The sequence below is a fragment of the Bacillus sp. 491mf genome, assembly GCF_900112415.1.
Classification (GTDB): Bacteria; Bacillota; Bacilli; order Bacillales; family Bacillaceae_G; genus Bacillus_A.
Genome location: NZ_FOLV01000008.1, coordinates 89,723 through 108,757, shown reverse-complemented (window position 1 = coordinate 108,757; position 19,035 = coordinate 89,723). Strand labels below are relative to the sequence as shown.

Annotated in this window: 20 protein-coding genes and 3 pseudogenes; 17 read left to right on the top strand and 6 right to left on the bottom strand. The window is 34.1% G+C overall.

The window, feature by feature from the left end; genetic code table 11:
* Positions 1–133 precede the first annotated feature (133 nt).
* Entirely contained in the window at positions 134–379 is a 246-nt protein-coding gene (locus tag BM211_RS27060) for a hypothetical protein (RefSeq protein ID WP_231559698.1), read from the bottom strand.
* Positions 380–462: 83 nt separating this feature from the next.
* The gene (locus BM211_RS27055) at positions 463–621 is read right to left on the bottom strand and encodes a hypothetical protein (RefSeq protein ID WP_231559697.1); all 159 of its coding nucleotides are present in this window, start codon (positions 619–621) and stop codon (positions 463–465) included.
* Between the two features lie 187 nt (positions 622–808).
* On the opposite strand from BM211_RS27055, the pseudogene BM211_RS27495 reads away from it, so the two are divergent.
* A pseudogene (locus BM211_RS27495) lies at positions 809–1,108 on the top strand (transposase); the annotation flags it as partial.
* A 387-nt stretch (positions 1,109–1,495) separates the two neighbouring features.
* Here BM211_RS27495 and BM211_RS10505 read toward each other — a convergent pair.
* Complete coding sequence (locus tag BM211_RS10505) at positions 1,496–2,311, bottom strand: hypothetical protein (protein ID WP_035432303.1); 816 nt, start codon at positions 2,309–2,311, stop codon at positions 1,496–1,498.
* 295 nt (positions 2,312–2,606) lie between these two features.
* Between BM211_RS10505 and BM211_RS10495 the strand changes: the two are divergent.
* Positions 2,607–3,963: pseudogene (locus BM211_RS10495) on the top strand (transposase).
* 186 nt (positions 3,964–4,149) lie between these two features.
* Here the strand turns inward: BM211_RS10495 and BM211_RS10490 are convergent.
* Positions 4,150–5,394, bottom strand: a complete 1,245-nt coding sequence (locus BM211_RS10490; protein ID WP_090996922.1) for a nucleotide sugar dehydrogenase — start codon at positions 5,392–5,394, stop codon at positions 4,150–4,152.
* A gap of 280 nt (positions 5,395–5,674) precedes the next feature.
* Positions 5,675–5,917, bottom strand: coding sequence for a hypothetical protein (locus BM211_RS10485; RefSeq protein WP_035432297.1), 243 nt, complete (start codon positions 5,915–5,917; stop codon positions 5,675–5,677).
* Between the two features lie 217 nt (positions 5,918–6,134).
* On the opposite strand from BM211_RS10485, the gene BM211_RS10480 reads away from it, so the two are divergent.
* From BM211_RS10480 to BM211_RS10415, 14 genes and pseudogenes are all read left to right on the top strand, one after another.
* Complete coding sequence (locus BM211_RS10480; RefSeq protein WP_035432295.1) at positions 6,135–7,670, top strand: glycosyltransferase family 2 protein; 1,536 nt, start codon at positions 6,135–6,137, stop codon at positions 7,668–7,670.
* Between the two features lie 798 nt (positions 7,671–8,468).
* Complete coding sequence (locus BM211_RS10475) at positions 8,469–9,179, top strand: nucleotidyltransferase domain-containing protein (protein WP_090996919.1); 711 nt, start codon at positions 8,469–8,471, stop codon at positions 9,177–9,179.
* Positions 9,179–9,844: a serine hydrolase gene (locus BM211_RS10470; protein WP_090996916.1), complete on the top strand. Its 666-nt coding sequence runs from the start codon at positions 9,179–9,181 to the stop codon at positions 9,842–9,844. Before BM211_RS10475 ends, BM211_RS10470 begins: the two co-directional genes overlap by 1 nt.
* Before the next feature lie 4 nt (positions 9,845–9,848).
* Positions 9,849–10,418, top strand: a complete 570-nt coding sequence (locus BM211_RS10465) for a GNAT family N-acetyltransferase (protein WP_090997018.1) — start codon at positions 9,849–9,851, stop codon at positions 10,416–10,418.
* Positions 10,391–10,846, top strand: a complete 456-nt coding sequence (locus BM211_RS10460) for a hypothetical protein (protein ID WP_090996913.1) — start codon at positions 10,391–10,393, stop codon at positions 10,844–10,846. Before BM211_RS10465 ends, BM211_RS10460 begins: the two co-directional genes overlap by 28 nt.
* A gap of 126 nt (positions 10,847–10,972) precedes the next feature.
* A complete protein-coding gene (locus tag BM211_RS10455; RefSeq protein WP_090996910.1) occupies positions 10,973–11,737 on the top strand; it encodes a VOC family protein in 765 nt (254 codons plus the stop codon).
* 18 nt (positions 11,738–11,755) lie between these two features.
* On the top strand, positions 11,756–12,238 hold the full coding sequence (locus BM211_RS10450; protein WP_090996907.1) for a GNAT family N-acetyltransferase: 483 nt from the start codon (positions 11,756–11,758) through the stop codon (positions 12,236–12,238).
* Between the two features lie 44 nt (positions 12,239–12,282).
* Positions 12,283–13,251 carry an NAD-dependent epimerase/dehydratase family protein gene (locus BM211_RS10445; protein WP_090996905.1) on the top strand — a complete coding sequence of 323 codons (969 nt, stop codon included), beginning with the start codon at positions 12,283–12,285 and terminating at the stop codon, positions 13,249–13,251.
* Positions 13,252–13,329: 78 nt separating this feature from the next.
* Positions 13,330–13,830 carry a GNAT family N-acetyltransferase gene (locus tag BM211_RS10440; protein ID WP_090996902.1) on the top strand — a complete coding sequence of 167 codons (501 nt, stop codon included), beginning with the start codon at positions 13,330–13,332 and terminating at the stop codon, positions 13,828–13,830.
* 248 nt (positions 13,831–14,078) lie between these two features.
* Positions 14,079–14,285 (top strand): annotated as a pseudogene (locus tag BM211_RS10435) (multidrug resistance efflux transporter family protein); the annotation flags it as partial.
* Positions 14,286–14,422: 137 nt separating this feature from the next.
* Positions 14,423–15,247: an AAC(3) family N-acetyltransferase gene (locus tag BM211_RS10430; RefSeq protein ID WP_090996899.1), complete on the top strand. Its 825-nt coding sequence runs from the start codon at positions 14,423–14,425 to the stop codon at positions 15,245–15,247.
* Between the two features lie 12 nt (positions 15,248–15,259).
* Positions 15,260–15,958: a phosphopantothenoylcysteine decarboxylase domain-containing protein gene (locus BM211_RS10425; protein ID WP_090996896.1), complete on the top strand. Its 699-nt coding sequence runs from the start codon at positions 15,260–15,262 to the stop codon at positions 15,956–15,958.
* Positions 15,959–15,992: 34 nt separating this feature from the next.
* The gene (locus BM211_RS10420; protein WP_090996893.1) at positions 15,993–16,466 is read left to right on the top strand and encodes a tetratricopeptide repeat protein; all 474 of its coding nucleotides are present in this window, start codon (positions 15,993–15,995) and stop codon (positions 16,464–16,466) included.
* A 14-nt stretch (positions 16,467–16,480) separates the two neighbouring features.
* Complete coding sequence (locus BM211_RS10415; RefSeq protein WP_090996891.1) at positions 16,481–17,551, top strand: hypothetical protein; 1,071 nt, start codon at positions 16,481–16,483, stop codon at positions 17,549–17,551.
* Between the two features lie 73 nt (positions 17,552–17,624).
* Here BM211_RS10415 and BM211_RS10410 read toward each other — a convergent pair whose 3' ends face one another.
* Complete coding sequence (locus BM211_RS10410) at positions 17,625–18,608, bottom strand: phosphodiester glycosidase family protein (protein WP_090996888.1); 984 nt, start codon at positions 18,606–18,608, stop codon at positions 17,625–17,627.
* Positions 18,609–18,792: 184 nt separating this feature from the next.
* On the opposite strand from BM211_RS10410, the gene BM211_RS27045 reads away from it, so the two are divergent.
* Positions 18,793–18,885 carry a putative holin-like toxin gene (locus tag BM211_RS27045; protein ID WP_090996886.1) on the top strand — a complete coding sequence of 31 codons (93 nt, stop codon included), beginning with the start codon at positions 18,793–18,795 and terminating at the stop codon, positions 18,883–18,885.
* Positions 18,886–19,035 lie beyond the last annotated feature (150 nt).

Here is a 19,035-nt window from a genome sequence, read left to right as displayed (position 1 = left end):
GTTTTATCAAAAGTAAACCTGTATGAATGTATTGGTCAATGAGATAAAACGTTACGACTTTGTTTCAAAGCTACGGCAGTAATAAGAGCCAACTCTTAAGAGTCGGCTCTTCGTTGTTTCTATTAGCTTAGTATTAATTTGCCTTCACAATAGCAGAGGAAGCTTGATCATTCCATGTTTTTGCGCCATCTCCCATACTAACTGTTGTTAAATTAATATATTTCCCATTGTTTACAATAGCAAGCGCACGTCCTTTTGCATTACTATGTTCATAAATTGTTGTATAGTCTCCAAATGGATGTGTAAGGATAGATGAAACTGCATCGTTATTTGAACCACCAAAGTTAGCTAAAATAACAGGGTTTCTACTTGAGTTCACAGTAAGATGCGCTCCCTTTAAATCTATGTCATAATAAAAAGTAGAATAAATCTGTGATGAAGATTGTAGGGATTTTGTAACATTCAGAAAATTGGATGTGTCTTTAAGTATGTTTCAAATTCGGCTTTGTTATCAAATCCAATTGTTGTAGGATTTTCATTCAATTCACCCGGTGTTACAACTTTATATGGCTGTGAAGAAGAATCTGCATAAGCCGCCGTATTTGATACACCAAACAACATTGTGCCAGTTAATCACCCATAACACGTTTCGAATTTATCACTCCTATAATAGAATACGTACAAGTTCATTGTATAATTATTTCCCTTTTATTGGTAAGGGATTAATTTATTTCTCAACAAGGGATTTGATCGAGATACATGTAATTATATTCATGTTCGGTTTATGGTCTATGTACAATGTAATGAAAGGATGCATGAATATCTACTTACTCGAACCATCCTTCATGCGGATGAAACAACCTTCCAAGTCTTATCTGTGGTTATACCGTACGGGATGAGAGGATATCCCTACTGTTCTCTATGACTATCAGCCCGCAAGAGCAGGGGAACATCCGAAGCGTTTTTTAACTGGTTTTCAAGGGTATTTACAAGTAGATGGATATAAGTGGTTATCATCAAGTACCGGATGTCACTCTTGTGGGATGTGGGGCATGCCAGACGGAAGTTTGATGAAGCCTTAAAAGCTTTACCTGATTCACGGAAGGGAGAGAAGGGAAGTAAACAAATAAGAAACAAAGTTGATATAAAAAATTACGTAATTCCACACTTCTATAAAAATGTTTTAAAAAATACTACCTCCAATTTGGAGACCACTGAAAAAGTCCACTTCATAAGAAAAAGGGATCCATCACCTACCATATACAGGTGATGGATCCCTTTCTATTTTCAGCATATTGATAAAATGCGTGTTATTTTTTCAAAGCAATCACTTTTTCAGTACCTTCCCAATTTGGAGATAGTATTTTTTATTATTCTTGAAAAAGAAAGAGAGGTTTTCATTCTCCTGCTTGTCTAAATTTCCTTCTTTAAATGAGTTTAGATTATACTTCTTTTCAAAATAACAAATAAAATATTATACAAATTGTAGTTACTATTATTGTTTTATTAAATTTATATAACGGAGAATTTTATTTTTCTCTAATGGAATATGACCCGAATGTTTATCAAAATACAAATCTATCTTTACTGGGTTTACATGGCAATTTTTATCTATTTGTTGTAACCCCTCAACAAAGGGCTCTAGATGATTCTTCATATCAAATTCTGCGGCTATATTTTGTAAATAATAAATGCGTGGTACATATTTTATTTGGTTATAAAATGCTATAACATTTATTCTTTCGGCAAATAAGTGGTTAATCTCCTCCAAAGACAGATTGGGATAAGAAATATTAAATACCTGTTTGAGGGGATCTATATACCAGTTTGTTAAGATGGTTTGAGGATTATTTACTAATGCACAGGACTCTCTTATATACCCTGCTAATATTAAAGACATGAAGCCCCCTCCGGAGCTTCCGTAAAACAGTATATTTTCATTTGCTACATTCAGCTTTTGTATTAATTTCTCTAAAATGATGGCTATTTCTTTCAAGTAGAATCGCTCAATAGTTCCTTGTCCCCAGCCTAAATTAATATTACCTAAATAAAGAGTAGGATCATTATAAAAAATTAAAGAATCATCGAATTCTTCCATCCATGTGTACCTCTGAAAGATAGGTGGATGCTGATTTTCACTTGCCCCCGATCCTAATATAATGACATTTGGTGACTTTTGTTTAATACGAATTAAAAATTCATAACACACATTATTCCATTCGATATGCAATATAAAGGGCTCTATTCTATTCAGTGAGATTTTATCTAATTCATCATATGAAATTTTTATTTTTTTATATTGACTTAGCAACAATATCCACCTTTCCAAATTTGTCTGATTTATTCTTTTTGAACTTGAAATAAATGCGAAAATCCCTCAAGATGGTCACCAAAAATAAGTGAAGTGGTTGGTGTAACACTGGGACACAATAATGTTTCCCAACCAACATTATTAAGAAGTTTAAGTTTAATAAATGAATCAATTTCATAATTCTCGGTCCTGATGTACCAAGGGTTTTGAGAACATAAAAAAGGAGTACCTCCCCAAATTCTTGTATAATGGTAGTTACGACACAAACCAAAACAAGAAAAGAGGTTGACTCCCTGTGCCTATTATACGACAAGAAAGCCTATTTGACATCAAAGATTTATATGATTTAGAACCAACGAGACGATTCGAAGCAATTTTTTCGACATTGACAATTGAACCTGTCCTAGCCGCTGTTTCGAAACGATCAATCTATGGTGCGCCAACAGAATTAAATTACACAGCGATGATCTATGCCCTCGTTGCTCGTATTGTGGAACGAATTCCAACAATTAAAGATCTTGTGAAACGGTTACGCCATGATTTTATGTTTCATCTGGAGTGCGGTTTTTTATTTTCTGATCGCATCCCTTCCGAAGCTTCTTTTTCACGGTTCACTCAGAAATTAAGTGAATCCAATGTACTAGAAATCGTTCAAGAAACTATACTTCTTCAAGCGATTCAAGAAGAGTTTATTACAGATGATGTTGTTTCTATTGATGCGACACATTTTGAATCTCGAGATCAGGCGACTTCACAAGAAAAGAAACCAAAACCAGAACCAAAAAAACGTGGTCGTAAACGGAAGGCTGAACAAGAAGCCGTTCAACAAGAAAAACAAGAACGAAAAAATTAAAAAAACATCTACGAAAAAACAATAGAAGATCAACTAGATATCTGTCTAGAAGCCTTACGAACAGAAATTCCTATGCATCCAAATTGGGGCATCAAGAAAAAGAGTGAAAGGAAAAGCACCTTTGGTTTGGCTTCAAAGCCCACTTGGCGGTTGGTTCTAAGAGCCAATATATTCTGCAATCTCTCATGTCTTCCGCAAGTTTACATGAGGAAAAGTCGCGATTCCTTTACTAAAAGGTATACAAGAACGGCTTTCTTCGTTGACAATTCGGTATGGCGTGTTAGATGCGGGTTATGATTACAAAGCGATTTATACACAACTTCATCGTATGAAAGCGAAAATGATCATTGCCTATAATAAGCGCAATGAAGAAGAGTTTCTTGGTTTTGATGAATATTTCGCTCCTACTTGTGTACGTAAACATTCGTATCACTATGACAGTTTTGATGAGAAATATCAAAACTTGAAATATACACAACCAGATGAGTGTAAAACTTGCTCATTAGCGACAGATTCTCTTTGCCAAAAATTCTTTAAAATCAAAATGGAGACAGATATTCGGAAATATAGCGCTCCAGGTCGTGGATCAGAAGCATGGAAAAAGCTTTACAATCAAAGAAGTGCTGTCGAACGAGTGAACGCATACTTAAAAGAATTCTTTCAGTTAAAAAATGTCCGATATCGATCTGGAAAACGAGCAAAAGTACATTTCGACCCTGTGACGCTTGTTTATAATACCTCGAAGTTAGCGGTAGATCGCATCAATCAGAAAATGAAAGAAATGAAGCAAGTCGCTTAGCATTTTCAAAAAAATATACTTCTAAAATCCTGCCACTCTAACCAGAAAAAAGAATGAATTATGAAATTGATTCATATAAATAATATTCCCCGGGTTTTTCCACATATTTTCCTCTAATGACATTACCATCATTTTGTTCATATGCTACGTAGTTTCGTAGATTCAATCCTCTCAAACAGTATTTGCTTATACACTTGCTTTCTTCATAATTCCACGTGTATCTATAATATGATTTGTTGATTTTAGAATTTCCCAATCAATAGTGGAATGATCGGTTAAAATTAATACAGAATCCGCTTGTTTTACTGTTATCTCTTCCAAAGGAATCGAATGATAAATTCTGTTCCCGATTTTCACATTAGAAATATACGGGTCGTGATATTGGATGCTAAACCCTTCTTCCACTAAAAGCTGCATAATTTTAAGAGCAGGAGATTCCCTCGAATCATTTACATCCTTCTTATAAGCAATTCCAACAACTAAAATATTTCCTGAAGGTTTGGTTGCTCCTTTTACTTGCTTTACAACTTCTATTGGCATCTCTTCATTAATTAAATGAGCTGCTTCAATTAATTGACTTTTTAAACCATATTGTTTCATTTTCCATTGAAAATAAATTGGATCGACAGGGATACAATGTCCACCGATTCCTGGCCCCGGCCAATATGGGGTATACCCAAATGGTTTCGTTGCTGCTGCTTCTAACACTTCATGAAAATCAATGTTTGTTTTTTTGCATAATATATTTAATTCATTTACTAAAGAAATATTAACTAAACGCTGAATATTTTCAAAAAGCTTACACATCTCAGCAACCTTTGGTGAACTAACAGGGACAATTGTATTAAAGACGGAGCTATATAATTGTTGTACTTTTTGCTTACACATCTCCGTTTGACCACTAATGACTTTTGGAATAGATTGTATTGTGTATTGTTGATTGGATGGATCAATTCGTTCAGGAGAGTATCCAATGTAGAAGTCTTTTCCAACCTTATTACCTGTTTCAGCAATGATTGGAATTATCGCTTCTTCTAATGTACCTGGATAGGTGGAACTTTCAAAAATGAAGGTTTGTCCTTTTTGAAGATTTTGCTTAATATAGTGTGATACAGATAAAAGCGCACTTAAATCAGGTTCATTTTTTGAATCAAGAGGAGTTGGAACGGTTACAATCACATAATTACTATTTTGAAAATTTTTTATCCCTTCACTAGGAGTACGTACAATTAGTTTTTTATTTTCTAATAATTGTTGCAATTCTATTGAAGAAACATCTGAAATATAACTCTCCCCTTTTTTGAGCATTTCAATTTTTTTTTTATCTTTATCAAGTCCGGTTATCATATATCCTCGTTTTGCAAAATGGATTGCTAAAGGAAGCCCTACATAACCTAACCCAATAATTGTGATGATATTTCGATCATTCATTTTTATTCCCGTCTTCCTTTCTCAAATAATATTTTATTTTTTTGTATTCTTCATAGATTATACAAGTGTCAAATTAATAGAGGCTGTTCAAAAATAATAAACTGGGAATATACTTTGATTTTATCCGAATCTCTCCCTATACAAACCTTTGTCTATTCGCTGCAACTATTTGTGAAATTCGCTTACATAGATATGAATTTATTGTTTGTATTAGTCTTTTGAATCAGCCTCTGATTTCCTTACATATACATCTAATTCATGTTCAATAAAGATGCCCTATTTAAGAAGTATGAAAAGAAAGGCTTGTTAATAGGGTAGAAACACTTAGATCATCATTCAATGTGATAGAGAAACATGCGACTAATGGTAACGTAATTACAATTGCTCCATTAGGCGTTATTTCAATGGTAGGGCTTGTCCCACATACATTACCACAATTCACATTTGTTACTACACCATTTTCTGGAGTAATTACAATCTTAAGACATATATCAAAACAAAGATTGTTAGTAGTACACGCCATATCTATTCCCCCCTTTCTAATTAATACAATATGCATTAGCTAAAAGAGGGGAACGGTATATGCGGATATTAAATTAAAAAGATTCTTTAATTCATTCAAAAACTATTATTTAGCCTAAATATCTATTCCTATTTAAATAATCCTAACCATCTATCTTGATATTACATAAACTGTGTATATCGAAGGATAATATTAAAATTTAATAAGGAGCATGAATATGAACAAAAAAACTGTTTCGATTATTATTCCTGTTTACAATGAGGAAAAAACATTATCTAGTGTTTTAGAATCATGTCAACAATTGAATCCTATGGAAATTATTGCTGTTGCTAACGGATGTACAGATCGTTCTATAGAGATTGCTAAAAATCATAATTGTAAAGTCCTTATATATAAAGAACGATTAGGGCACAATGTTGGCCGAGCTATAGGAGCGAAAGAAGCAAAAGGCGACATCTTACTATTCATCGATGCCGATTTTACTATTTCTTCTTCCACATTAAATCAATTTCTTGAACCTTTAGTAGAAGGAACTGCGGATGTTGTATTAAATAACTTAGATTATATTTTTAAAAAAGTGTACCCTCCTCACTCAATCACAATTTGGAAACAAGTTATGAATCACTTCTTACATTGTCCGAATTTAAATTCAGATTCACTTGTTGCTGTGCCTCATGCTATGACAAAGGAAGTCATCAAAAAAATTCATTCTGATAGTTTAAAAAATCCGATTTATGCACAATTAAAGATTATTCAACATCAATTCCGCATCTCTCGTCATATGTCAATTGATGTAGTAACTATTAATCGAGTTCACCCCAAACAACATAAAAATACCCCTACAACTCTTTCCATTAGTGAAAAAAGAATTATCGGGAATCATATTGAAACAATTGCAGATTGGATACATGAGACTAACGCCTCAAGGCTAAATTATTCTGATGAAAATAGAAGAAGAAATATTATTGAGAATTTAAAATCAAACAAACTAGAACCTATGCCGAAAATCATTACTGGTTGGGGAAAGCACTCTAATATTTATGCAGGAAAACAATTATCAGTTATCATTCCTGCCCATAATGAAGATAGAACAATTGAAGCCGTAATTCAGGAGGTACGAAAACTAGAACCCTTAGAAATCATCGTAGTAGTTAATGGAACGACGGATCATACAGAAGAAATTGTAAAAAAGAGCGGAGCAACTGTCATTGTTTATGATGAAAAACTTGGAAATGATACAGGACGGGCTATAGGGGCATATTTCGCAAAAGGTGATATTTTACTTTTTATTGATGGTGATATTATTATTCCTTCGCAAGATCTACTACCATTTGTCCACGCGATTCAAAATGGTACAGACCTAGCATTAAATAATTTAGAATATCTTATGAAACGTGCTCCAGTCTATATTGTGACAGCCTGTAAATATGCTGTTAACCTGGCATGTGACCGAAAAGATTTAGGGGTTGGTTCATCAGTTGCAATCCCTCATGCTTTTAGCCGAAAATGTATTGATGAAATTGGATTTGATGTACTTGTTTCCCCCGTCATTGCGCAAGTAAAAACAATTCTATCGGGTTTAAACATTCAAAATGTCCATTCTGTTGAGGTAGATAAAATGAATCGTATACGACCAGAAAAACATTTCGCTAAAAAAGGAGAACTTTCTTCAGCAACAAAACAAATTATCGGCGACCATATAGAAGGTATCTCTTACCTAATCAAACAGAAAGGAAAAAGAGGATTATTTTAGTTAACAACAATTTAAATTGGTCTATGTATGTTCATTCATGTGGAAAAAGAAAGAATTAAAATAATAGACTCTTTAAGAAGCTTTAGTTTATTAGGAATTTTATTAGCTAATGCTGTGATTTATCCCGCATTAACGGGCAGTAATACTTCCACCTCAAAATTCGGCGAGAGCATAGTCCAGCTCTAGCGGCTAGAATCTCCGGTCGTTTCGGCCCCCTCGGACGAGGCCAAAAGCGCCTCTCTGCTCTGTGCTCCAACGTTCTACGATTCTGAACGAGCCGCTTCCGCTTTTCTTAAGAAGTTAGGCGGGAGATAAACTGCCCGTAAAAGCCCGATTGGTGAGGGCTGATAATCAGTGGGGGATGAAGAAATCCCCCACTGATTAAAGTTTCACTTTATTTATTATGCCACAGCCGATACGAAGTGGAGGGCGTAGTGTAGTCTTTCAAAAAAAATAGAGAAGCTCATTACTAAATGCAAAAAGCTATCATCACATGAAATGATGATAGCCTTCCTATTAATCAAAACTAATTTCTTCATTTTTCCTTTTTGAATCTACACTAATTGTAGCTGTTCACAAATTTCCTGCGTATCTGGTGTACTTTCTGCTTGTTTACGCTCACATTTATATAGTGAAAAATTAAAATGTTATATAAGAATAAATAAGGATTAGTTTTAAAATTTCACATACCGTATTTTTATTTAAAAATAGGAAAATCCAAAAGTAATGTCGAATATATCATAAGTAATAATAGATAGTAAAGAATATATAAATAATAAACTAATAGGGGAGATACATATGGAACCAGTTGTGGCAGCTAAAAAAGTTCTTGCATCTCAATTTCCAAATTGTGACGCGGCCCTTTTAGGTGGAAGTATTGCAAGAGGAGAGGGAACAAAAACTTCTGATCTAGACATTATCATTTTTGATAGTACGCTTTCTTCAGCGTACCGTGAATCATTCATAGCAAATGGATGGCCTGTTGAAGTGTTTGTACATAATTTTACATCTTATAAAGACTTTTTTGCGAGTGATTGCAAACGTGGCCGTCCTTCTTTACCGCAGCTCGTTACAGAAGGAATTGTGCTAAAAGATATAAAAGGCATCATACCAGCTATTAAGAAAGAAGCGCAGCAACTATTGGAAAAAGGACCAGAACCGTGGACAAAAGAAATGATACAACAGAAACTTTATTTTATTACGGATGTATTAGATGACTATATTGGTGCAACAAAACGAGAAGATGAATTGTTTATCGCAAATCATCTTGCGGATCTTGTTCATGAATTTATATTGCGCATGAATAATTGTTGGACAGGACATTCAAAGTGGTTCATGAAAACGTTAAAGAGATATGATGAACGATTTGCTGCAGAGTTTGTATCTGTATTTGAACAGTTTTATAAAACAGGAGAGAAGGAGAAGGTTATTGTATTTGTGAATGGTATTTTAGATAAGTACGGAGGTCGACTTTTTGAGGGGTTTTGTATTGGGAAGGTGGAAAAGTAATGGGACTTAATAAACTTTTGATAAAGGATATCCAACAACTCATTCCTTCTTCTGTTGAAATAGGTCTGTATTTGTATGACACAAAAACAAGGGAAACGCTATGTATAAATGAAAATAAAAAGTTCCCTTTAGCAAGTTTGGCAAAATGGATTGTAGGTAGTATTGCTTTTCAGAAAAACGAGCATATAGCACCAATAACAATTAAAGAGGCTATTCGTAAACATTCGAGAGAAGCATATGATTCTATTTTAGAAAAAATTAATATAAGAGAGATGAATATTGAATTACAGCATATGAAACTCGATATACTCGTTAATAAGGATAATACGAGTATAACTAAAAATTACGGTACACCAGCTAGTGTTTTTCAATTCATGAAATTCTTATATAAGCATGAAACAGAGAATATGTTTATCTTCGAATCTTTAAAAGAACTAGAAGACCCAGACGGTTTCCGATTCTCAAATCAACATGAATGGTTACATATGACTGGTGGGCTTGAAACAGTTTGTAATGATGCTGGTTATTTATATTTAGAAGATCGAGTGTTATTTTGTATTGGATTTGTTCAAGCAAGCGATGAAAATACAGAGTGGTATCAACTAGAACAAGTGCTGCAAAATATAGGAGAACTAATTGTACAAACATATAAAAATGAGGAATGATTACATGTTTAATTTACCGAATGTTCAATTAAGAGAATTATCACTAAATGATATAGAAGAACGCTATCAATGGTCTTTAGATAAAGAAGTAACGAAGCATTTGGTTGTTCCAGATCAATATCCACCTTTCACACGTGAAGAGACAAGAAAATGGATTGAAATGTGTGTTAATCGTACAAATGGTTATGAACAAAGAGCGATTTGTTCTGAAGATGGTGTGCATATTGGCTGGGTAGATTTGAAAAATTTTGATAGAACAAATAAAAATGCAGAGCTCGGAATTGCGATTGGAGATAAACGATACTGGGGAAAAGGTTACGGGATGGCTGCTTTATATGAAATGCTACAAATTGGCTTTGAACAGTTCAATTTAGAAAAAATTTGGCTACGAGTAGATGCAGATAATACGAAAGCGATGAAGAGTTATGAACGGGCTGGATTTGTATGTGAAGGATTAATGAGAAAAGATCGACTGAGACACGGGGAATTTATTGATCGTTATCGTTTTAGCATGTTAAGAGAAGAGTTTTTTGAAATGTTGCAGAAATGTTTGTGCAGGAACAGTCTGTATTAATTGATGATTTCATGAAGAATAATATTTCGCCTTATATAAATCAATTAATTGATAAAAATGGACCTAATTGCTTAGTTGCTACTTTGGCTGCGATTGAAACAGATAAAAAGAAGGCTACAGAATACATAAACGAATGGATGCAGCCAAACACATTCCTTCAAATTTTACGTAGTAAAAAATTTGAAGAAATAGATACAAAGATCATTCAGGAAGGTGATGTGCTCGTTTGGGAGCAAGCTGGATTAATTGTTCATGCTTGCTATTCATTAACGGATAATCTCGTATTTAATAAAGATGGCCAAACGATGTTTAATCCATACCAATGTATAACGGTAGAGCAAGTTATGCGTAATTGGGAGCATATTATAGAGCGAGGTGGTCGTTTTATTTTACATAGAAAAGGAGAGCAGCCTATTGAAAATATATAGATTTGATAAAGAAGTTGGAAAGCAAATACTACAAAAGTAGCACGTAGATTATCCCTCTTTAAGTGGATTCTTTTAATATGTATATCTTATACACTAGTAGTAAATAAATATTGTGAGGGATGCTATATGATTACACATTTTTCAGATATAGAATTACAAACATTATCCATTGAGGGTACAAAACAAGTATATGCCGATACACTACAATTTCCTATTGCAAAACAAACGGAAACATACATTCAATTTCAAATTACTCCTTTTACAACCATTAGCTTCAAAGAAATATTAGAACCAATTGTGCCAACTCATTTTGCATTTCAAGTACCGTACTCTCTGTTTGATGAAATTGCATTGTGGCTCACACAATCTGGTGTCCATATTTTAAAGGATAGAGAAGGAGAAAAGGTTACTCATCATTCTAATGTAAGTAAAGCTGTATATTTCAAAGACGGTGATGGAAATATTCTTGAGATTATTTCACATGAGTATGTAAAAGAAGAGGTTTTACAAAGAAGTGGTCCTTTGCAAGTTATATATGTAAGAGAAGTTGGATTTCCAGTTCCATCTGTTCCTCTGTTTCGAGAATGGCTAAAAAATACATTGCAAATGAGGACGATACATGACCAAGATACATTTAATTTTGTAATTGGAGGAACTGTACATGCGGTTGTTGTGAAAGAAGGAAGGCCGTGGATTCCAATTGATATGAAGGCGTTAATGCCCAAAATGAATGTTACCTTTGGAACTCCAGATCTTGAGTTTATTCAAAACGTAAACAAAAAAGAAAATACATTACATTTTAAGCAGCACTCTTATTCTATTACGTTGAAATATACACCGGGATTTCTAAACAATATCCCGAAGCAATTACATTTACCTTTATCTTTGTGAAATAAGGAGGAACTTGAAATGAAGGAAGCTGCCTTATACGTAGAGGAAAATAACAATTATTATATTTCAACAAATAAAGATTTGTTACAAATCGATACGATTCATGAGTTTCTTTGTAATGACTCCTATTGGGCGAAAGGGATGCCTAAAGAATTAGTTGTCGAAGCAATTAAGAATTCATCGCTTTGTTATGGTGTATATGAAAGTGAAACGGATCAACAAATAGGGTTTGCAAGAGTTGTTACCGATTTTGTTCGCTTCTCTTGGTTAGCAGATGTCTTTATTTTACCAGCTTATAGAGGAAGGGGAGTAAGTAAGAGATTAATAGAGACGATTGTAAAGCATCCAAAGATTCATGGCACACGATTTATGTTGGTTACGAAAGATGCACATGCGTTATATGAGCAATATGGATTTGAAAAAATTACAGAGCCAGAGAAGTTCATGATGAGAAAGTTAAACTTAGAGGTTATTATGGAGAACTATGGGTTAGAGTTTTAAACTTATAGTGTAAATAGATTCTTTAGAAAATGGGGGATACATAGATGGTTCAAATATTAGTAATGGGTGGTACGCAGTTTGTTAGTGAAGCGTTAGCAAAGTTTTTTATTTCTAAAGGATATGAAGTAGATATTTTCACGAGAGGAACACGGGAAGTCACATATCAAGGAGTACGTACACATTTTATAGGAGATCGAAATGTTCCTTTAGACATAAAGAAAAACATTTCAGATAAACAGTATGACTATATTTTTGATATTACAGCTTATCATAAGAATCATGTAAAAACATTGCTTGATTATGTAGATAGAAGTAATTTAAAGCGATATGTATTGTGTAGTTCAGGAGCAGTTTATGCTCCTACTAATCAAACTCTATTTGAAGAATTTGAGCGAGCAGAAAATTATAATTGGGGACAATATGGGCTCGATAAAAAGGGAGCAGAGGATTATTTATTCGCCTTATATAAACAGGAAGGTTTTCCAATTACGATTTTTAGACCTTCATATATTTATGGTGAAGGCAATAATTTATATAGAGAAGCATATATATTCGATCGCTTAACCAAAAAACTTCCTATTCCTATTCCAAAACATGTGGGGCCAGTGCAATTTGTGCACATAGATGATGTCGCTTTGGTTATGGAAAGTGTAATAGGTTCAGAACAATCTAACGGACAAGCTTATAATTTGTCGTATCCAGAAGATATAAAATGGAAGACACTTATCGATATAGCAAGCCAAATAGTAGGAATAGAAGCGCATACGGTAGAAGTAGATGAAACCGTATTAAATCCTGGCATTTCAACACGAAACTATTTTCCGTTTCGTAATGTTCCTTACACAATGAATATAGAAAAATTAAATGCATATCATTTATACGTGCCACAAATAAATTTGCATACTGGTCTACAGAAGGCATATTGCTTATATCGAACTGAAAATGTTCAATTAAATGATGCTACTATGAATAAAATTGATGAGGTAATTCGTATTTTTTCATTACAGAGTTAAAAGTTATATATAATATAGTTATGTAAACTATATGTTTGTTTATCATACAAACATATATGTAAGAAAGGATGTGGCCTCATGATTAGAAAATTAACTGGAGTGGATGCAGAAAATTATTGGGATTTACGCTTAGAAGCATTGCAAAAAAATCCAGAAGCTTATGTTACTACATATGAAGAAGCAATCAAAAAGGAAGAACCCATTCAGGAAGTAATAAAAAATTTACAAGGGGAACATAGCTATACATTTGGTGCTTTTGATGAGAATAATAAGTTAGTAGGGATTGTAACACTATTAACAGAATTACGAGCAGCACTACGTCATAAAGGGCATATTGTTGGAATGTATGTAAGTTCTCAAAGTAGAGGGAAAGGGTATGCACGTAATCTAATACATGAAAGTGTAAAAGAAGCAAAGAAGTTAAATGTAGAACAAATTGGCTTATCAGTTGTTTCAGATAATATTGCAGCAAAAAAATTATATCAATCAATTGGGTTTGAATCATATGGAGTAGAAAAAAGGGCATTGAAAATTGATGAAATGTATCGAGATGAAGAATTTATGGTTTTATTTTTATAAGAACTAAAAAATACGTTTCGTTGACTTAAGTATATATCCATTTTAATTTTCCGACATATAAGCCGCAGCAATGCAAAATGTAACATGACCTACACCCACTTTCTCCTTTTGTTTTAGCGGAAACAGGCCCTAACTATTTCTATACATGGTCAAATGCCATCGTCTCCCTGAAAAGAAAGGAGGTTTTATGTCGTTTTTTAACTTGTATATAGCGGGTTCTTTCAAGTTTGCTTAATGAGTCTATTCATGTAAAAGATGATCCGCAAAAATTAGCAACAGTTGAAGCAACGCAATTTGGTGAAGTATTATTCGCACTATTTGGTGAATTAATGTTATTGTCAGTACCATTTCCATCAAATTTATCTTGGATTGGAATGAGTCTTGTTGTCGTAGGGATGATTTTACATAGTTTTGCGGCCGTTATGGAGAAAAAAGGGGAGAAAATAACAGCATGAGAAGATGATCTTATAAGGTCATCTTTTTTCTGTTTATAATAGAAGGTAGTCCTTTTTAAATTAAAAATTAAGAAAAATATGATAATATATAAATGGAAGATAAAAGAAAATCTATTAAAGGTTATAGGGGATTTGTTATGAATATAAACGATATAATTGCTAAAACAAAAATGCCAAATACAATTCATACAATTGTAAGCGATTTACGAAAACTAGGTATTACAGAAGGAATGAACGTTATTGTACATTCATCACTTAGTTCGATTGGTTGGGTAAGTGGAGGGGCTTTGGCGGTAGTAGAGGCTTTAATGGAAATAGTTACAGAAGAAGGAACAATTATTATGCCAACTCAGACGAGTGATCTATCTGATCCAAAAAATTGGCAAATGCCACCTGTCCCAGAAAGTTGGTGGGAAATTATTCGTGACAATGTACCACCGTTTCATCCGGAAACAACGCCAACGCGAAGTATGGGGGAAGTAGTGGAATGTTTTCGAACATATCCGAATACAAAAAGAAGTAATCATCCGTTACATAGCTTTGCAGCGTGGGGGAAACACGCAAAGCAAATTATTGACGGACATATCCTTGCTCCTAGTTTTGGAGAACAGTCACCTTTAGGGGAAATATATGATTTAGATGGATATATATTATTGATCGGAGTGGATCATGATTCGAATACATCACTTCATTTATCTGAAGTTCGTTCGCAATATCGAGAAAAAGTCCAAATTGGAGCACCAATTATCGAAAATGGAGTTCGCGCATGGAAAGAGTATGAGGAATTTGACTATGATTCTGATGATTTTGAACCATTAGGAAAAGCCTTTGATGAAACTGGATCGGTTATATATGGAAATATAGGGAATGCATCATGTAAATTAATGAAGCAGCGAGAAGCCGTTGATTTTGGAACGGAATGGTTTTTAACACAAAAGCACACGAAGCAAATATGTAACTAAAGGATGGAGAACATGAAGGGGAAAAAGGTACTGATAACAAGTGGCGGCTGTTTAGAAAAATGGGATGAAGTACGTGGGCATACGAATTTATCGACTGGAAGAATGGGGAAACTTCTTGCAGAAGAAGCACTGAAGACTGGTGCCTCTGTTATATATATACATGGTTACTTTGCAGAAAAACCTGACGCGGCTCATAATCTTTCCTCTCATTCTTTTGAAGGAATTATCGATTTACAAGATAAAATGAAACAAATTATTACTAGTGAAAAAATAGATATTGTAATTATGGCGGCAGCTGGATCGGATTGGGTTGTTGATAAAATTGTCGATCGAGAAGGAAATATAATAGATAAATCAGGAAAGTTATCAAGCGATATGCCGCCTGTTATTCATTTTAAGAAAGCTCCAAAAGTACTCGCACAAATTAAACAATGGGATCCAGGTGTTTTGTTAGTTGGATTTAAGTTAGAGAGCGGTATAAGTCAACAAGAGTTAATAACGAGAGCACAAATCCGAATGGAAGGTGCACAAGCAGATTTTATGGTTGCAAATACTTCTAATGCGCTTTATACCTCTGAAACGAATCACTATATTATTTCTAAAGATGGTGAAGTTCAAGTATGTCCGGGTAAAACAAATACAGCAAGATCTCTTATCAATAAATTTGCAACGATACATTCTGAAAAAGAACAAGTTGTTATTTATTCATGAGAATGAAGAAAGAATACAAATATAGGGTGAAAAGATGGAGAATCTATTAAAAAAGGCAATTCAATTGCGTAATGAGAAAAAATTTACTGAATCAAGAGAGATATTGTTACGTTTAACAAATTATTCGCAAAGTCCAGAAATCTACTTTCAATGTGCCTGGACACACGACGCTATGGGAATGGAAACGGAAGCTGTGCCATATTACGAGAAAGCGATTGAATTAGGATTAGAAGGGGAGAGTTTGCGAGGTGCTTATATCGGTTTAGGAAGTACATATCGGTGTATTGGAGATTATGATAGGGCTATAGCTACATTGGAAGCAGGAATGAAACGTTATCCAGATGATGACGCCATGAAAGTATTTTTATCATTAGCAAAATACAATGTACAATCTCATGAAGATGCGATGAAACTGCTGCTAGATGTGGTAGTAAAGACAGAAGGTGTAAAGGAATTTGAAAAAGCTATTACATTTTATAAAGAACATTTAAATGAAATTTTCAGTTGAAAAGGAATGATTACATGAATCAAGCTATAACTCAGAAACGATGGTTAATCTGGCTTGCTATTACGAGTTTGATTGTCCTTTCGAATATTCTAGTTTATACATTACCAATAATGTCACCTTTACCTAGCAGAGTAGCACTCGGTTCTATGTTTGATTTTATACTTACTATTCCAATCGTCACTTACATTATTATTATTAGAAAACGATATTCACTAAAATACATCTTTCCTGTCATATTAGCAGGTTACGTGGCTGCAAAATTTATTATTCCAGATCCGTATTTTGAATCTTATCCGTTTATCACATACTTATTAGTGGCTGGGGAGATTGCATTTCTTTGCTTAGAGCTTTATCTTTTTTACAAAATAGCAAGGAAACTACCTGCAATTTTTTGCTCATATAAAAAATATAGGAACGTATATCCATCTTTTTCATATGCAATCGAAAAGGCAGTGTATCATTCCGTTTCCAAAAGTGTTGGTGTGAATGTATTCTTATCTGAGTGTAAGTTGTTTTACTACGCGTTATTTTCTTGGCGTAAAAAAGTACGTACAGGTTCAGAAGTGTTCACGTATCATAAAAAAACAGGTGCTATTGCATTTTATATTATGCTCATACATGCAACTTTAATTGAATCAATCGGTTTTCATTATTTTCTTCATCAATGGAATCCGGTTGTAGCATGGATTCTGCTAATCTTAAATATTTACGCTGTAATATTTTTCTTAGCAGAAATACAAGCAATTCGTTTATGTCCATATGTTGTAACTGATAAAGAGCTTATTTTACAAGTTGGATTGACGAAACAGCTTGTTGTCCCATTTTGTGATATCGAAAGCATCCATCATAATAAAGGAGCATTACCTTCTAAATTTGAACAAAAACAAATTTTTGATGCCTCGGTAAACGAGTTTATGAAAGAACCAGCAAAACTCGAAATCGTATTAGTAAAGCCAATGCGGGCAACTATGTTTTATGGGTTTCAAAAAACAGTAACAAAAGTTCACATCAATGTCGATGATGAGGGAGCGTTTTATGATACCGTTATGAATAAGGTTCAAGAGAGAAACAGTCATCATTCATAACATACTGTCTATACATGAATCCTTACTAGCCGAAAGCGTAAATACTCGGTTTGTAAGGATTCTTTCGTATTGCCTATTCTTTTGGGATAATAACAAATGCATTTGGAAGATAGCGCATCCCTACAGACGTTTCGGTTGCTGGTTTTAATTGTAGCTTTCCTTTATAAATCATCGTTGCGGAACCTCCACCGTCTAAGGCAAACGCATCTATACATTTGTATTTTTTGAAAAGGGAAACCATATCTCTCATGGAAGCACCGCGATGGTTTTTGTTCCAATAAAACCTTCCGTCTGTTACAATCATGAAGACATTCCCTTCGGCATCTTGACCAATGCCTGTTCGTGGTGCCCAGCCAAACGCTTCTTCAATTTGATCTGTCACCATATTTTTTTCATCTACAATCAACTGCGGTTCGAACGCTACGGCTTGCGTTACGTTCATACGCTTTAACTCATTTATAGAATACATACCTGTAATGAATTGTCCTTTTTTGGTGAATCCACAAATAAGATTGCGTGTATCTTCACTAAAACCAGGCTCTGAACGAATCATACCATCAGAAAGTGCGATTCCGATAATTTGTCCACCTCGCCCAACACCTCCGGGATCTATAAAGCCTCCTGCATTGATACCTGCAATAGCTCCATTTTGTTCAATGAGATCAGATAACGGTTGTCCTTGATCATGATATTTCGTACTTACTAAATGAATGGTAGTGGGGTCATTTACTTTCATTACTTTTGCTGTGAAATGCGGATCTTCAATGGTCTCTACAGTTACAGATAATGGTTGTTTTTTATGAGGAAATAAACCATTAGGAAGCTTTGATTTTTTTGTTGGCGGTGCATAAATAGCAGTTTGAAGTTGATGAATTTCTTCTTTCGACAGGAGTAATCTTGCAAATTGTGGATGCTGTGATGACAGAATAGACCCTCCTATCATTTCACGCAGTTTATGGCCGGAATTTGTACCATATAACCAAATTATTCCTCCAGCAAAAACAATGAAAGTGATAATACTAATATGTTTTATACCTTTTCTTATCCCTTTACGCATATGGCTACCCTCTTTTTTCTTAGTATGTCACATTTGTTATTTCTCAACACAACAAAATAACCGGCAAATATAAAGCTTGCCGGTTTTCATCGTAAATAAATGAAAATTATGATAAAATGAAAGAGTAACTCATGGTCAGAGTGGTTGTTTTATTATCACTTCTCTAATGTTGGGAGGTGATAAATTGAGCGAACTTTCGTTGCTTTTGCAAGGCGGTCTTTTTCTCGTTGCATTGCTAACGTTTGTTGTGTTATTAATCGACAAGCTCAAAAAATAACAACCCACTCTACGCCAATAGAAGGTGGGTTGTTTAATTCATGAGAAACAAATAGGATAATGAATAATCCACTCTGCTGAGTTATATGGGACTAGTGTGTTGCCGCACGCTAGTCTTTTTTTATTTATATGCTAATTTAGTTTATTAATG

Bases quoted from the DNA above. Each gene is read 5' to 3' on its own strand.
- BM211_RS10485 (WP_035432297.1), bottom strand. From the start codon at position 5,917: ATGGCGTGTACTACTAACAATCTTTGTTTTGATATATGTCTTAAGATT.
- BM211_RS10415 (WP_090996891.1), top strand. From the start codon at position 16,481: ATGAATCAAGCTATAACTCAGAAACGATGGTTAATCTGGCTTGCTATT.
- BM211_RS10445 (WP_090996905.1), top strand. From the start codon at position 12,283: ATGGTTCAAATATTAGTAATGGGTGGTACGCAGTTTGTTAGTGAAGCG.
- BM211_RS10450 (WP_090996907.1), top strand. From the start codon at position 11,756: ATGAAGGAAGCTGCCTTATACGTAGAGGAAAATAACAATTATTATATT.
- BM211_RS10430 (WP_090996899.1), top strand. From the start codon at position 14,423: ATGAATATAAACGATATAATTGCTAAAACAAAAATGCCAAATACAATT.
- BM211_RS27055 (WP_231559697.1), bottom strand. From the start codon at position 621: ATGTTGTTTGGTGTATCAAATACGGCGGCTTATGCAGATTCTTCTTCA.
- BM211_RS10490 (WP_090996922.1), bottom strand. From the start codon at position 5,394: ATGAATGATCGAAATATCATCACAATTATTGGGTTAGGTTATGTAGGG.
- BM211_RS10420 (WP_090996893.1), top strand. From the start codon at position 15,993: ATGGAGAATCTATTAAAAAAGGCAATTCAATTGCGTAATGAGAAAAAA.
- BM211_RS10440 (WP_090996902.1), top strand. From the start codon at position 13,330: ATGATTAGAAAATTAACTGGAGTGGATGCAGAAAATTATTGGGATTTA.
- BM211_RS10480 (WP_035432295.1), top strand. From the start codon at position 6,135: ATGAACAAAAAAACTGTTTCGATTATTATTCCTGTTTACAATGAGGAA.
- BM211_RS10460 (WP_090996913.1), top strand. From the start codon at position 10,391: ATGTTTGTGCAGGAACAGTCTGTATTAATTGATGATTTCATGAAGAAT.
- BM211_RS10465 (WP_090997018.1), top strand. From the start codon at position 9,849: ATGTTTAATTTACCGAATGTTCAATTAAGAGAATTATCACTAAATGAT.
- BM211_RS10470 (WP_090996916.1), top strand. From the start codon at position 9,179: ATGGGACTTAATAAACTTTTGATAAAGGATATCCAACAACTCATTCCT.
- BM211_RS10455 (WP_090996910.1), top strand. From the start codon at position 10,973: ATGATTACACATTTTTCAGATATAGAATTACAAACATTATCCATTGAG.
- BM211_RS10425 (WP_090996896.1), top strand. From the start codon at position 15,260: ATGAAGGGGAAAAAGGTACTGATAACAAGTGGCGGCTGTTTAGAAAAA.
- BM211_RS10410 (WP_090996888.1), bottom strand. From the start codon at position 18,608: ATGCGTAAAGGGATAAGAAAAGGTATAAAACATATTAGTATTATCACT.
- BM211_RS10475 (WP_090996919.1), top strand. From the start codon at position 8,469: ATGGAACCAGTTGTGGCAGCTAAAAAAGTTCTTGCATCTCAATTTCCA.